The sequence below is a fragment of the Rhodococcus sp. P4_F5 genome, from assembly GCF_056401315.1.
On record NZ_JBFUJP010000001.1, the window covers coordinates 210,082 to 224,684 of the forward strand.

14 protein-coding genes and 4 tRNA genes are annotated in these 14,603 nt (G+C 68.5%); 10 read left to right on the forward strand and 8 right to left on the reverse strand.

What is annotated here, in order from left to right; genetic code table 11:
- Positions 1-879 carry an oxidoreductase gene (locus tag AC1DU4_RS01090; protein WP_477837166.1) on the reverse strand — a complete coding sequence of 293 codons (879 nt, stop codon included), beginning with the start codon at positions 877-879 and terminating at the stop codon, positions 1-3.
- A gap of 65 nt (positions 880-944) precedes the next feature.
- The gene (locus AC1DU4_RS01095; RefSeq protein WP_477837167.1) at positions 945-1,217 is read right to left on the reverse strand and encodes a hypothetical protein; all 273 of its coding nucleotides are present in this window, start codon (positions 1,215-1,217) and stop codon (positions 945-947) included.
- Between the two features lie 260 nt (positions 1,218-1,477).
- On the opposite strand from AC1DU4_RS01095, the gene AC1DU4_RS01100 reads away from it, so the two are divergent.
- Positions 1,478-2,590: a Gfo/Idh/MocA family protein gene (locus tag AC1DU4_RS01100; protein WP_477837169.1), complete on the forward strand. Its 1,113-nt coding sequence runs from the start codon at positions 1,478-1,480 to the stop codon at positions 2,588-2,590.
- A gap of 83 nt (positions 2,591-2,673) precedes the next feature.
- Here the strand turns inward: AC1DU4_RS01100 and AC1DU4_RS01105 are convergent, their stop codons facing one another.
- A complete protein-coding gene (locus AC1DU4_RS01105; protein WP_477837170.1) occupies positions 2,674-3,489 on the reverse strand; it encodes a hypothetical protein in 816 nt (271 codons plus the stop codon).
- 183 nt (positions 3,490-3,672) lie between these two features.
- Between AC1DU4_RS01105 and AC1DU4_RS01110 the strand changes: the two genes are divergently transcribed.
- Positions 3,673-4,572, forward strand: coding sequence for a pseudouridine synthase (locus AC1DU4_RS01110; RefSeq protein ID WP_477837171.1), 900 nt, complete (start codon positions 3,673-3,675; stop codon positions 4,570-4,572).
- A gap of 106 nt (positions 4,573-4,678) precedes the next feature.
- Positions 4,679-5,902, forward strand: coding sequence for a globin domain-containing protein (locus AC1DU4_RS01115; RefSeq protein ID WP_477837172.1), 1,224 nt, complete (start codon positions 4,679-4,681; stop codon positions 5,900-5,902).
- A 109-nt stretch (positions 5,903-6,011) separates the two neighbouring features.
- Here the strand turns inward: AC1DU4_RS01115 and AC1DU4_RS01120 are convergent, their stop codons facing one another.
- The 5 genes from AC1DU4_RS01120 to AC1DU4_RS01140 all read right to left on the reverse strand — a co-directional run bounded on the left by AC1DU4_RS01120 (position 6,012) and on the right by AC1DU4_RS01140 (position 7,745).
- Positions 6,012-6,257, reverse strand: coding sequence for a hypothetical protein (locus AC1DU4_RS01120; RefSeq protein ID WP_477837174.1), 246 nt, complete (start codon positions 6,255-6,257; stop codon positions 6,012-6,014).
- Positions 6,258-6,578: 321 nt separating this feature from the next.
- Positions 6,579-6,655, reverse strand: a tRNA-Phe gene (locus AC1DU4_RS01125).
- 86 nt (positions 6,656-6,741) lie between these two features.
- A tRNA-Asp gene (locus AC1DU4_RS01130) sits at positions 6,742-6,815 on the reverse strand.
- Between the two features lie 80 nt (positions 6,816-6,895).
- A tRNA-Glu gene (locus AC1DU4_RS01135) sits at positions 6,896-6,968 on the reverse strand.
- Between the two features lie 81 nt (positions 6,969-7,049).
- Positions 7,050-7,745, reverse strand: a complete 696-nt coding sequence (locus tag AC1DU4_RS01140; RefSeq protein WP_477837176.1) for a TetR family transcriptional regulator — start codon at positions 7,743-7,745, stop codon at positions 7,050-7,052.
- Between the two features lie 279 nt (positions 7,746-8,024).
- On the opposite strand from AC1DU4_RS01140, the gene AC1DU4_RS01145 reads away from it, so the two are divergent.
- From AC1DU4_RS01145 to AC1DU4_RS01175, 7 genes are all read left to right on the forward strand, one after another.
- A tRNA-Lys gene (locus tag AC1DU4_RS01145) sits at positions 8,025-8,100 on the forward strand.
- Positions 8,101-8,515: 415 nt separating this feature from the next.
- Complete coding sequence (locus tag AC1DU4_RS01150) at positions 8,516-8,890, forward strand: hypothetical protein (protein ID WP_477837177.1); 375 nt, start codon at positions 8,516-8,518, stop codon at positions 8,888-8,890.
- 90 nt (positions 8,891-8,980) lie between these two features.
- Entirely contained in the window at positions 8,981-9,373 is a 393-nt protein-coding gene (locus tag AC1DU4_RS01155) for an SPW repeat domain-containing protein (protein WP_477837178.1), read from the forward strand.
- 172 nt (positions 9,374-9,545) lie between these two features.
- Positions 9,546-10,139, forward strand: coding sequence for a DUF937 domain-containing protein (locus AC1DU4_RS01160; RefSeq protein ID WP_477837179.1), 594 nt, complete (start codon positions 9,546-9,548; stop codon positions 10,137-10,139).
- Positions 10,140-10,385: 246 nt separating this feature from the next.
- Positions 10,386-11,339, forward strand: a complete 954-nt coding sequence (locus AC1DU4_RS01165) for an acyl-ACP desaturase (RefSeq protein WP_072843014.1) — start codon at positions 10,386-10,388, stop codon at positions 11,337-11,339.
- Between the two features lie 70 nt (positions 11,340-11,409).
- A complete protein-coding gene (dusB, locus tag AC1DU4_RS01170; RefSeq protein WP_072843015.1) occupies positions 11,410-12,552 on the forward strand; it encodes a tRNA dihydrouridine synthase DusB in 1,143 nt (380 codons plus the stop codon).
- Between the two features lie 105 nt (positions 12,553-12,657).
- The gene (locus AC1DU4_RS01175; protein ID WP_477837181.1) at positions 12,658-14,556 is read left to right on the forward strand and encodes an LCP family protein; all 1,899 of its coding nucleotides are present in this window, start codon (positions 12,658-12,660) and stop codon (positions 14,554-14,556) included.
- Positions 14,557-14,603: the final 47 nt, after the last annotated feature.

Consider the following 14,603-nt stretch of genomic DNA (forward strand, 5'->3'; position numbering starts at 1 on the left):
TCAACTCCCGAACGAGTAGTGGACGCCGGTGAGGCGCTCGGACTGCGCCCACAGGCCTCGGGCAATCGACTCGTCGCGCGACTTGCGGTTGGACACCACCACCTTCGGGTAGCCGCGCTGCTCGAACGGGCCGTCGGGCCCGATGAAGGTGCCACCGGAGACGTCGGGCGCCGAGGCCGCGTACAACTCGGGCAGCGCACCCATCTCGGCGCTCTGCGCGAACAGGTCACCGATGCCCATCAGGCGGTCCCACACCGACTCGGTGTGCGACTGCAGGTTCGTCGACGCGTAGCCAGGGTGCGCGGCAACGGATTTCACCTTGGATCCGGCGGCGGTCAGCCGCCGCTGCAGCTCGTAGGTGAACAGCAGATTGGCGAGCTTGGACTGCCCGTACGCCGCCCATCGGCGGTAGCGACGCCGCTCCCAGTTCAGGTCGGCCAGGTCGACCGTGCCGAGCTTGTGCGCCAGGCTGGACATGGTGACCACCCGGTCGGTGACCCGGTCGAGCAGCAGGCCGGTGAGCGCGAAGTGCCCCAGGTGGTTGGTGCCGATCTGCATCTCGAAACCGTCTGCGGTGCTGCGCCGGGGAACCGCCATGACGCCGGCGTTGTTCACCAGGACGTCGACCTTCTCGATCCCGGAGGCGAAATCCCGGACCGAGGCCAGGTCCGCGAGGTCCAGCCTGCGAACCTCGGCGTTGTCGCCGATTTCGGCCGCGACCCGCTGGCCCTTCGCGACGTCTCGGCAGGCCAGCACGACATGCGCGCCGGACGCGGCGAGCGCCCGCGCGGTCACCTCCCCCAGCCCGCTGTTCGCACCGGTCACCACGAAGGTGCGTCCGCGCTGGTCGACGATGTCCCGAGAAGTCCACTTCGTCATCCGTCCAGCATACGAGTGCGGGCGCCGATCCAATCGATCAGCGCCCGCACCCGTCCGTATGCCGGCTACTGCTGGCCGCTCCGGATGCCGCCCGAGAGGGACCTGATCAGGTCTTCGAGGTCGTCGAAGTCGAAGGCGACGCCGGCGGCGAAGTTGCTGGAACCGTTGTCGGCGGCCTGGGGCTGCGTGATCGGCGTGGGTTGCGCGGCTGAACCGAGCGCGGAGGTGTCACAGGCCAGTCCCCCCTCGGTGTGGGTCTGGCCCGGCAGGCAGATCACCTGTCCGGGGGCGGCGTGTGCGGCTGCGGGCGCCAACAGGATTCCTGCGGTTGCGAACATGAGGCTCGCAACGATACGTCGCTTCAATCTGACTCCAAATCACTCGTATCCGGCGCCTCCTGCGGCCCCGGCTCTCGATGCGACCGGACGCTACATGAGCGCCGAATGACACATGACGACTTTGCGAATACCATTACGCCGCAGCGATTTTAAGTGTCGCACACTAAATAGCGTGCTGCGGTCCACCTGCAAGGAAAGACCGGCCGAAGAACCTCCCGTCGGTCGCGCCCGACAACTACTCAATTCAGTCAGGAAGAGACATGACGGACAAATCGCTGGGGCTGGCCGTGATCGGCACCGGGTTCGGTTGCATCACACACGTGCCCGCGTTCCGCGACGCCGGATTCGAGGTGCGCGCGCTGATCGGACGCGACCGCGCGCGCACCGCCGAACGGGCACGGCGGATGGACATCGAGCACGCGGTCACCTCCCTCGACGAAGCGCTCGGGGCCGCCGACATCGACGCCGTCACCATCGCCACTCCCCCACACACGCACGCCGCACTGGCCATCGAGGCGGCCGAGCGCGGCCTGCATGTGGTGTGCGAGAAGCCGTTCGCGGCGAACCTCGCCGAGGCCGGCGCAATGCTCGAGGCCGTGGAGAGGGCTGGCGTCGTGCACCAGATCGGCACCGAGTTCCGGTACGCGACGGAGCAGGCGCTGCTGCGCCGCCAGGTGGCCGGCGGCGCCATCGGCACACCCCGACTGGCGACGTTCCTGATGCACCTGCCGATGTTCGCGGACCCGTCCAGCCAAGCCCCGAACTGGTGGACCGACGCCGCCAGCGGGGGTGGCTGGCTCGGCGCGCAGGGCACCCACATGATCGACCAGATCCGAAGCACCCTAGGTGAATTCGAGATGGTCAGCGCCGGGCTTCCGGTGGTGGCCGACCGGGGAGCGGACGCGGAGGGACGCGGCGCCGAGGACAGCTTCACGGTGCACTTCCGGACCGTTTCCGGGGTGGACGGGGTACTGCAGAGCACCGTCGGCGCCTGGGGGCCGATGCTGATGACGACCAGGGTCTCCGGCACGACGGGCACGCTCTGGATCGACGGCCGCACGCTTCGGCAGGCCGACGCCGACGGCGACCGGGAGGTCCCGGTGCCGGCGGACCTGGTGAACCCGGCGCCGGTGCCGCCGCCGCACGACCTGTTCGAGACGACGTACGACTGGATGCACGCCACCGGCCTCGACCGTGCCCCGTACACCAGGCTGGCCGACGCCTTCCGGCGGCGGATCCTCGGTGAGACGATCGGCGCGGACGAGCCCCGACCCGCCACCTTCGCAGACGGCGTCGCCGGTCAGGCCGTGCTCGACGCGATCCGACTCTCGGCGACGCAGGGCCGGTCGGTCCGGCTGAGCGACCTGACCTGACGCGAAACGACGTCGGCGCGGCCCCACCGGGGGGACCGCGCCGACGTCGTTCGGTACGGCTACCGCTCAGCCGTCACGAGCGGTCAGTTCTGGCCGCTGGTGATGCCGCCCGAGGTGGAGCTGCCCGTCGGGACTGCGTCGAACAGACCACCGAGCGAACCGAACAGGTCGTCGGTCGAACCCGCACCGACACCCGGAGCACCCGGATCCGTCTGCTTCTGTGACGCGAACCAGGTCTGGTAGGTGGGCTGGCCGTTGCGCTGGCTGTAGGTGAAGGTCAGCGTCTTGAGCGGCACCGTCGGCTCGAACCAGGCTGCGGCACCATCGGTGTCGGCGGCCGCCGCATTGCCGGTCAGAGTGCCGTTGCCGTCCCAACTGGGCAGGTCGGCGTTGGCGACGCACGGCGAGGGGGTTCCGCCGCAGTAGTTGAACGTCGACTTGAAGCCGAGCGCCGACGCCGGCACCGCCGCTCCGGCGGCATTGGTCGCCGAGACGACGACCTTGTCGGCGTCGATGTCGCCGAGCACGAACGTCCAGCCGCTGGCCGGGGTCGGCGAGCTGAAGGTGTAGGTCGTGATCGACGGCGTGTTCGCATCGACCTTGGGACGCAGGTTGAGGTACTGACGGTCCTTGCTCGTGCCGTACTTCGCCCCCACAGGCGTCGCGGCGTTGAGGAAGGTGCTGCCACCGGTCTGGACGCCGGCCGCGGCCCTGGAGTCGCTTGCGATGGTGGCCGTCGGGAAGCCGTCGCCGAGCGTCAGGGTGCCCGTGTATGCCTGCGAACCACCGGTGAAGGTCATCGTCCCCCAGGTACTGACGACGTCCGCCGATGCCCCGGCCGGCAGCGTCAGTGCAGCTACCGAGGCCAGAAGGACGGCGGTACCCAGTCGTCGTTTCATTCGAACTCCTGCCAATCGAGTGAATGCGCCACACGCTGTCCGGCGCAGCTGTCACCCCGGACAGCGACGTCAACATAGCCGGGGCACAGCGCGAATTCCGGGGTTCTGCGATTATGCGCAGCCACGATCAGAATTGGTCGCGGCCCACGACGGGCCGTCACAGCTCAGGCATACCGTTACGGTGTGCCCGCCATCCCGCTCCCCGTCCGCAACGGACTCAACCCCACCCGGCTGAGACTGCCCGGCGACGGCGGGTGGCCGACCGTCCTCGAGTACCTGCTCGCCCGGTTCCCCGACGACACCGCACGCCTGCTCGAGAAGGTGTCCGCCGCCGAGGTGGTGGACGGCGAGGGGCGCCCGGTCACCGCCACCACCGCATACCGGCCACACACCTTCGTCTTCCTGTACCGCGACCCGCCCACCGAGGCCCGGGTCCCGTTCGAGGTGGAACTGCTGCACCGCGACGAGAACCTCCTGGTGGTGGACAAACCGCACTTCCTCGCCAGCACACCGCGCGGCCGGTACGTCGCGGAGTCGGCACTGGTACGACTGCGCCGCGACCTGGACCTGCCGGAACTGACCCCGGCGCATCGACTGGACCGGGTCACCGCGGGCGTGCTGGTCTTCACCGTCCGACCACAGGCGCGGGGGGCCTACCAGTCCCTGTTCGACCAGCGCAGGGTGCGCAAGGAGTACGAGGCAATCGCCGGATACGATCCGTCAATCACCCTGCCACTGACGATCAGCAGCCGAATCATCAAGCAGCGCGGGACAATCCAGGCCGAGGAAGTACCCGGCGAACCGAACGCCGAGACCCGGGTCGAACTGCTCGAGGTACGCGGAGGGCGGGCGCGATACCGACTGCTCCCCCACACCGGGAAGATGCACCAGCTGCGCGTGCACCTGAGCTCGCTCGGCATCCCGATCGTCGGCGACGACTTCTACCCGCGGCTGCTCGACGTCGCACCCGACGACTACTCGAACCCGCTGCAACTGCTGGCCAGGTCTCTGACCTTCGAGGACCCGTATAGCGGGGAGTCGCGAACATTCACCAGCCGGCGCCGCCTGACCGGCTGGCACTGACCCCGCCACCTGCGTCTCCCGGACCGGCACCCACAACTACTACAGGCGGTAGTGGACTGCGTCACATTAACTAGACTCTCAGATGCCAATTAAATACGTTCTGGTCATGAGCCTCTCCGCAGCGTCCACCGAAGTCATCCGCGCGACCCTTCCGGCCGTCGGCGCGGCCATCGAAGAGATCACCACGCTCTTCTACTCGAAACTGTTCGCGGCCCACCCCGAACTCGAACGCGACCTGTTCAACCGCGGCAACCAGAAGCAGGGCGAGCAGCAGAAGGCCCTCGCCGGCGCCATTGCCGCGTTCGCCGCACTGCAGGTCAGCCCCGACGCCGACCGCACCGACGTGATCATGTCGCGGATCGCCCACAAGCACGCCTCGCTCGGCATCACCGCCGACCAGTACGAGATCGTGCACAAGTACCTCTTCGAGGCCATCGTCGAGGTGCTCGGCGCGGCGGTCACGCCCGAGGTCGCCGCGGCCTGGGACGAGGTCTACTGGCTGATGGCCAACACCCTGATCAGGATCGAGGCCGACCTCTACGCAGAGGCAGGGGTCCCCGCCGGCCAGGTCTGGCGGACCGTCACCGTCGGCAGGCGAGTCCTGCAGTCCGCGGACACGGTCTCCTTCGTCCTCACCTCCACCGACGGCACACCGTTGCCGAACTACCTTCCCGGGCAGTACATCTCGGTGAGTGTGCCGCTCCCCGACGGTGCGCACCAGATCCGCCAGTACAGCCTGGTCGGGGCGCCGTCGGCGACCGAGTGGCAGATCAGCGTCAAGGCCGTCCCCGGCGGTGTCGCGCCGGACGGTACCGAGAAGCCGGCCGGCGAGGTGTCGAACTTCCTGTACCACAACGTCTTCGAGGGTGACAGCCTGTCGGTTTCGCACCCGTTCGGCGACCTGGTACTCGAGCAGGACGACGCGCCCCTGTTGCTGGTGTCTGCCGGGATCGGCTGCACCCCGATGATCGGCATGCTCAACCATCTCGCCGACACCGACGACCGGCGCACGGTGTCCGTCCTGCACGCGGACCGCTCACCGGCCCACCATGCCCATCGGGCCGAGCTGACCGAACTGGTGCAGCGCGTCCCGTTTGCGACGATGCACCGCTGGTACGAGGACCTCGGCGCCCGACTGCCGGGCGGCACCACGCACAGCGGCCGGGCGGACCTGTCCACGATCGAGATCGAGGCGGGCACCAAGGTGTACCTGTGCGGGCCCCTGCCGTTCATGCTCGCAGTTCGCGACTCGCTGCTCGCGCGTGACGTGCCCGCGGACGCGATCCACTACGAGGTGTTCGGGCCGGACAGCTGGTCCGCCAACGCCTGACCACCCGCCACCGGGGCCCCGGCTCACCCGAGCCGGGGCCCCCGCGCGGCGACCGTCACGAACTCCAGGTCCACGGAGCCAACTTGGCGGGGTCGAAAACCACGTTGTACTAGGCATTTGCCTCGGGGTCGTAGGTACACGGCACGAGGATCGTCATGCGCCAGCCCGGCTCGAGCGCGCTGGCCTTGCCGCAGAGGTACTGCCCCGCCTCACCCGAGTACTCGGCCCGGAAGAACGGGCCGACCTGCCAACTCGATGCGCTGGCGGTACCCGCGCCCAGCGTCGCGCCCAGCAAGATCGGCGCGGCCAACAGGCCGAGAACTGCCGCGCTCCGGTGGATCGCTCGCTCCGCCATGGCCGCTCCTCGCGTTGAGTCACCCTACGTATGCCTTGTCGGCCCGGGCGGACACGCCGTTACGCGGGGCAGTCGAAACCCCGGACGGGAGCACCTCTCAGTCATTGCCGTGACACGACAGTGACAGTCGACACATGTTCGGCATCGGGGGCCCTTTCGGAGTCGCGAACGGCCTTCGACGCCATCTGCGCGAGCCGCGCTGGGAGCACCCAAGGGGGCCTTGTGAGGTACGCCATACCGGCCGATCCGGGCGCGAAACCTTCCCCGGACACAAAAAAACCCGAGATTCAGTTTCCTGAACCTCGGGTCTGTTCTCGATCTTGGTGGCCAGGGCCGGGATCGAACCGGCGACCTTCCGCTTTTCAGGCGGACGCTCGTACCAACTGAGCTACCTGGCCGGACGGCACCCGAACCGAATGCCTATCGCACTGAACTTCTGTCGCACTGCATTGTCCCCAGTCGATTGACTGAGAACAATGCTTTGCGACCCTGACGGGACTCGAACCCGCGACCTCCGCCGTGACAGGGCGGCGCGCTAACCAACTGCGCCACAGGGCCTTGCTGGAGTGCTTGTGTCAGAAGCACTCGGTGTAACCGGTAGAGAATGTATCAGGTGGAGCGTCTAACTTGTTAATCCGTACCCCCTACGGGATTCGAACCCGCGCTACCGCCTTGAAAGGGCGGCGTCCTAGGCCGCTAGACGAAGGGGGCGCCGCCGGATCTCTCCGGCAAGTACCCTCAACGGCGTTCCGTTGGGAGCTGGGATAGCTTAGGACACATCAGCGGAGAAACTCAAATCGGCTGGTCAGGGTCGGTTTTTGGGCCATTTTCGCTGGCCGGGCGCCCCGCTGCCTCGCGCAGGTCCAGCCAACCGTCCCGCCGCCACTGCTCGAGCCAGCTCGGCGACGCCATGGCCGCCAGCACCACCTCCAGAGCCTCCTCGAACCGTTCGCCGAGTTCGGTGGTGTCGGTGGTGAGGTCGAGCATGTAGCGCTGGCCGGCGAGAGCCGCGCCGAGCACCCGGGTGAACGACTCGGGGTTGGCGCCCTCACGCAACAACCCCTCGGCCTCCGCCCGCAGCACCAGTTCGTGCGCCGTGTGCCCCCAGACCTGACTGCCGCCCGAGCGCACCTCCTCGTAGAACTCCGGCTCCACGATCAGACGGAACTCCGCCTGGACGATGAGATCGGAGGCGAATCGTTCGGCGAGTTCGACGATGATGCCGTGCAGCACCTGGAACGGGTCGGCGTCGACCCTCTTCCAGCGGTCCGTCGAGTCGGTGTACCGGTCGAGTGCGACCGCCAGCACGGCCCGCGCCAGCTCTTCCTTGGACTCGAAGTGGAAGTACATGGCTCCCTTGGTGGCGTGCGAGCCCTCGAGAATCGCGTTCACCGACGCTGCCGCGTAACCGCGACGGGCGAACTCCACCGCCGCCGCCTCGACAATCGCGGCTCGAGTCCGACGCGCGCGTTCCTGTTGACGTGCCATGTGAGCTTGTCCGCCTCCGAAACGTGCTGCCCCCGTACTCGCCCCCGACGGGCCCACCAGGACCCCGTGGTCACCCTAGCCCGGACGCACCACAATTGCGTCAACCAACTGCGCCGACCCTACTCAGAAGTAAGAAAGCTTTCCGCAAGAACACACCAGGTGGTATGCTTTGAACTGGCTCGGGTGCGCCGCAGGGGGTGCGCACCCGGGCCGTTTACGTCTCGTGGACGCCCGGTCGAACCACGCCTCCCGCGCGCCCACTAGACTCCTGCTGCGCCGGCCCCTTTAGCTCWGTTGGTAGAGCTACGGACTTTTAATCCGCAGGTCCTCGGTTCGAGCCCGAGAGGGGGCACCACCGTCCCGCCAGGCCCCGCCTGGCGGGACGGAAGTGCACCAAGCGTCCGAGGCAACCCCTCGCCACCCCTGCCCATGTGCGAATGATCACATTCCGGACACGATTCAACCGGCGCCGCCCGGCCCGGTGCGAATCCTCATCGAGATCCGTAAACCGTTGCAGCAAAGCAAGATTGGACGCAAAGACGGCACGGAAGAGTGCCCTTCACCCCCAGTCGAACGGGACGGAAACCCGACCAACCTGCCCGCAACGGGACGTCGCGCCCGAGTGGCACAGTTCCCTGGGGGCCGCTGCTCTGATACCACTTAGAGGCAGAACACGGCATGGAACGGCCATTTCGATTATCGGTCAACATGATTCGAAAATAGGAACTGGACGAACGCCCAATTAGGAACCGGAAAGGCGGTGCGTGGCCATGAGCCCCTCCGACGTCAGGCTCCACCCCACCCTCACCCCCAGGCGCGCGGCAGCATTCCAGCAAGACTGCCCGGGACCCCGAGTCGCCGACTCGGCCAGGACCCGCGCCACCGACACCGAACTGGGTCACATCACCCTCCGCACGCTCGAAGGTCTCGACGCATCCCCCCTGGACGACGCCGACGCGGCCGGCCTGGGACGACTCGTCCGGAAGATCGTGAACAGCCATGCCGGGCTGCCCGACGGGTTCGACAGTGTCGAGGACCTCTCCCGCGCGTACCTCGACGCGGTCCGCAGCCGTCCCGGTGCCCGGCGTTCACGGGACGCCGCGGCGCGCACCTTGACTCGGCTTCGCAACACCGCCCAGCGTTAGCCGAGAGGCCGCCCGCGCGCACGGGTCGACACCGGACCCGAACTGGGATCAGAATGGGGTCACAGTGGATCCGGCGCGAGGGAGGCCGTCATGTTGGATTCGGAACACGCCCGCGAGGTCAGACGAGACATCCTGGTAGTGGTCACCGGTGTGGCCCTCATCCTGCTCAGCCTGTGGCTACCAGTGCAGGGCGACGAGCAGATCACAGGTTCGATCCTCATTCTCGGGATGATCGCGTACTCCGCCGGCCTGTGGGCGATGACCACCGAGTCGCGTTCGAGCCACTGGGGCCTGGTGGCACTCGGTCTCTTCCTGCTCGCCGCCCCGCTGGCGATGAACTACCCGCCCGGCACCACCACCGCGGCGGCCGTCTCCGTTGCGGCCGGCGCGATCATCGCCGGCGTTGGCGCGCTCGGCCTGATGCGGGTGAACCGGCACGAGCCGACCTCCGCCGACAAGTTGCAGCTGCACCAGCCCGCCTGATCCGCCCCACACCCGCCACGGGCGGGGCCGCCCGTGGCGTGAATCCTGCGGTAGCTGCACTACTTTCGCCCGACAACACGCCTGCCAGGTCGAACCATGCCGGGACTGCCGTCCGCTAATGTCAGCGAACCGGGCGTTCGGGGATGGACGCCCACTACAAGGCGGGGCATACATGGCTTCCATTGACGACCTTCTGTCTCAGATCCCGATCGGTCAGATCGCCGCGAAGCTCGGCGTCGACGAGGCCACCGCGGAGACCGCGGTCCGCTCGGCGATCCCGACGCTCGTCGGCGGACTCGAGGCCAACTCACAGGACCCTGCGGGCGCGGCCTCGCTGGAGAGCGCATTGCAGAAGCATGCCGACGACGGCCTGCTCGAAGGCGGCATCGACATCGACCAGGTCGACGCGGCGGACGGCGAGAAGATCGTCAGCAACGTCTTCGGCGACAACACCAACCAGGTTGTCAGTGCCCTCGGCGGGGTCAGCGGCGCGGGTGACAGCTCACTGGTGGGCAAGCTGCTCCCGATCCTCGCGCCGATCGTCCTGGCGTACGTCGCCAAGCAGTTCGGCGGCGGCGGTGCGGCGGCTCCTGCGCAGGCACAGTCGGGTGGAGGGCTCGGCGACCTGCTCGGCGGACTGCTCGGCGGCGGCCAGTCGGCGGGCGGACTCGGCAACGTGCTGGGCGGACTGCTCGGCGGCAGCGGCGGCGCGGCCGGCGGAATCGGCGACCTGCTGGGCGGGCTGCTCGGTGGTGGCCGCAAGTAGGCCAGCAACTTCTGCGCGAACGGCGGCACCCGTCTTCGGGGCCGCCGTTCGCGCGTTCCGGCCCTCCCGACCACGACTCATATCGGTAACGATTTGAGCCGCGCCCGCGATGCCACAACGGGAACAGTCCAGCTCCTGGCGGTAACGGCCCAGGCTGTGGGCACTGCAAACCACAACACCGCAAGGTTACGGTGCCGTAGGCTGGCGCTCCGAGCCGATTTCCACGGATACATGGAGGCAAGTTAAATGGCCAGAGATTTGACCCAGCTCGAGCTGCTCACGGAGCTGCAGCCCGAAGCCGAAGCCAATCTCAACCGACACCTGTCCATGGCGAAGGACTGGCACCCCCACGACTATGTCCCGTGGGACGAGGGCCGGAACTTCGCCTTCCTGGGTGGTGACGACTGGGATCCGGAGCAGTCCCGCCTGGACGAGGTCGCCAAGGCCGCGATGATCACCAACCTCCTCACCGAGGACAACCTGCCCTCGTACCACCGCGAGATCGCCGAGAACTTCTCCCGGGACGGCGCCTGGGGCACCTGGGTGGGCCGCTGGACCGCCGAGGAGAACCGCCACGGAATCGTGATGCGTGACTACCTCGTCGTGACGCGCAGCGTGGACCCGGTCGCCCTCGAAGAGGCCCGGATGATCCACATGACCAACGGCTACTCCTCCCCCGGCGACACCGAGGGCCTGCTGCACTCGGTCGCGTACGTGACCTTCCAGGAGCTGGCCACCCGCGTCTCGCACCGCAACACCGGCCGGGCCTGCAACGACGACATCGCCGACAAGATGCTCGCCCGCATCGCCGCCGACGAGAACCTGCACATGATCTTCTACCGCAACATCTGCGGCGCAGCCCTCGACGTCTCCCCCGACCAGGCGATGGCCGCCATCACCGACGTCGTCACGCACTTCGAGATGCCCGGCGCAGGCATGCCCAACTTCCGCCGCAACGGCGTCCTGATGGCGAAGCACGGCATCTACGACCTCCGCCAGCACCTCGACGAGGTGGTCATGCCGGTCCTGCGCAAGTGGCAGATCTTCGAGCGCAACGACTTCTCCGACGCCGGCGAGCGCGCCCGCGACACGCTGGCCGCGTTCCTCGAGACGCTCGGATCGAACGCCACCAAGTTCGAGGAGCAGCGCGACCGGATGCTCGCCCGCGAGGCCGCCAAGCGCGAACAGCAGGCCTCCTGACCGACCCAGCTATCCTGTGCCCGGTACCGAACTCGGTGCCGGGCACAGTCGTTTTCCTACCGAGGTACACATGTCTTCACTCAAGATCGGCTCGCTGGAGCTGCGCAGCCCCGTCGTGCTCGCCCCCATGGCCGGCATCACGAACGTCGCATTCCGCACCCTCTGCCGGGAGCTGGAGACCGCCCGCGCCGGCAGCACCTCCGGCCTGTACGTGTGCGAGATGGTGACCGCGCGGGCCCTGGTCGAACGGCAGCCGGCCACCCTGCACATGACCACCTTCGGTCCCACCGAGTCGCCGCGGTCCCTGCAGCTGTACACGGTGGACCCGGACACCACGTACGCCGCCGCGAAGATGATCGTCGACGAGAACATGGCCGACCACATCGACATGAACTTCGGCTGCCCGGTCCCGAAGGTCACCAGCAAGGGCGGCGGTGCCGCACTGCCCTACAAGCGGACCCTGTTCGGCAGGATCGTCGCGGCCGCGGTCAAGGCCACCGAGGGAACCGACATCCCGGTCACGGTGAAGTTCCGCGTCGGCATCGACGACGAGCACCACACCCACCTCGACGCCGGCCGGATCGCCGCCGGGGAGGGCGCCGCGGCCGTGGCTCTGCACGCCCGGACCGCCGCCCAGCGGTACTCCGGCACCGCAGACTGGGGCGAGATCGCCCGCCTCAAGGAGCACGTCACCGACGTCCCCGTGCTCGGCAACGGCGACATCTTCGCCGCCGAGGACGCCGTGCGGATGATGGCCGAGACCGGCTGCGACGGCGTCGTCGTCGGCCGCGGCTGCCTCGGCAGGCCCTGGCTGTTCGCCGAGCTCAGTGCGGCCCTGAACGGCACCCCCGAGCCCACACCGCCGACCCTCGGCGAGGTGGCCACCATCATCCGCAGGCACGCCGAACTGCTCGCGGACCACCACGGTGAGGGCAAGGGCCTGCGCGAACTGCGCAAGCATGTCGCCTGGTATCTGCGGGGCTTCCCCGCCGGCTCGGACATGCGGGTGGCCATGGCCATGGTGTCGACGCTCGACGAACTCGACGGGCTGCTGGTCCAGCTCCCCACGGATGTCCCGTTCCCCAAGGACGCCGAGGGCCCGCGCGGACGACAGGGTTCGCCCGGCAAGGTCTCCCTGCCCGAGGGCTGGCTCGACGATCCCGAGGACTGCCTCGTCCCCGCCGGCGCCGATCTCATGCATTCGGGCGGCTGACCAGTCATCTTCCAACCGGGGTGGAACCCTCGGGCTGGATAAGTATCATGTTGGAACCCATCACGGGTCGACGTCGAAGTTCGTGCGAGAGGCAAGGATCCATAGGTGGGTGACGAGCAGAGTCCGGGCCACGTGCCCGAGGGTCGTGCCCCCTGGGAGAGACCGATCTCCCACGTCAGCGATCCGCAGCTCAGCCCTCGCCGCACCCCTCCTCCCGTCCCGCCGGCCGACGCCGACCGCACCCCGTCGGGCCGGATCCGCGGGCGCAGCGGCGACCCGAGCGAGCGGCTGTCCGTCTCGGAGCTGATGGACAGGGTCGGCCAGGACGACGACCCCGCCCTGGCGCAGACCCCGGAGACCCCAGAGTCGGCCACCGGTCGGCCGGGCCGCGCCGAGCCCACGCCGATCGTCCCGGAGGGACCCGCCGCGGAGGCCGTCGCCGCCGGCACCCGGCTTGCGGCAAGCAAGCGGCGTAAGCAGAAGCGCATCCGGGTGATCGGCCGCAGCGCCGTTGCACTCGTCGCGGTGGCCTCGCTCGCGATGACCGGCGTCGCGTGGGGCTACCTGCGTGCCACAGACAACGGCTTCCTCCAGGTCGCCGCGCTGGACCCGGACAGCACCGACGTCGTCGACCCCGGCGGCCAGTACGGCGACGAGACCTACCTGATCGTCGGCACCGACACCCGCGCGGGCGCCAACGGCGAGATCGGCGCGGGCTCGGTCGCCGACGCCGAGGGCACCCGCGCCGACACCGTCATCCTGGTGAACATCCCGGCCGACCGCAGCCGGGTGGTCGCGGTCTCCTTCCCCCGGGACCTCGACATCGTGCGCCCCAGCTGCCAGGCCTGGGACAACGACAAGGGCCAGTACACCAACGAGATCAACCCCGGCGCCGACAACGACAAGCTGAACTCCGCGTACGCGTACGGCGGGCCGAAATGCCTGGTCAAGGTCGTCCAGAAGATGTCGGGCCTGAAGATCGGCCACTTCATCGGGATGGACTTCTCCGGATTCGAGTCGATGGTCAACCAGATCGGCGGCGTGGAGGTGTGCACGTCCACCCCCCTGATCGACGACGAACTCGGTGCCGTGCTGCCGAACGCAGGCCGCCAGACCGTGGACGGCGCCACCGCACTGAACTACGTGCGGGCCCGCAAGGTGGAGGCCGAGGGCAACGGCGACTACGGCAGGATCAAGCGTCAGCAGATCTTCCTGTCCTCGCTCTTGCGGTCGGCACTGTCGAACAAGGTCCTCTTCGACCCGGGCAAGCTCAACGGGTTCATCACCGCGTTCACCCGGGAGACGTTCGTGCAGAACGTCGACACCAAGTCGCTGGTGACGCTGGGCCGGTCGCTGCAGAAGGTGGACGCCGGCGCGGTCACCTTCCTGACCGTCCCGACCGCGGGCACCAACGAGCTGGGCAACGAGATCCCGCGACTGGACGACATCAAGGCGATCTTCCAGGCGATCATCGACGACGAACCGCTGCCCGGCGAGGAGCGCAAGGCACCCGAGCCCGACAAGTCGGCCGCCGCCGCCCCCGCGACCGCCACCACGCCGGCCCCGGAGCCGCAACTGCTCTCGGTGGACCCGAGCGAGGTGTCCCTGCAGGTGTCGAACGCGTCGGGCGTGACCGGTATCGCCGCCGGCGCCGCCGAGCAGCTCGGCGCGGAGGGCTTCCAGATCTACAGCGTCGGCAACTACAGCGGCACCAGCACGAACACCCTGATCCGCTACGCCCCCGGCCAGGCCGACGAGGCCGCCACCGTGGCCGCCTCCATCCCCGGCGCCCTGCTCCAGGAGACCTCCACGGCGGACCTCGGCGGCCTGATCGACGTGGTGCTCGGCTCGAACTTCACCGGCGCAGTCAACCCCGCGAAGCCGGCGGGCACCGCGCTGCAGCCGCAGATGGCGCCGAAGAGCACCGTCATCTCCGGCACCACGATCGAGGAGTTGCCCGCGGACCTGTCGTTCACCAATGCGGCGGACGACACCTGCGCGTGAGGCGTCCGGCCTCCGCACTGACCTGGCCGCCCGTACCGCGCTGACGT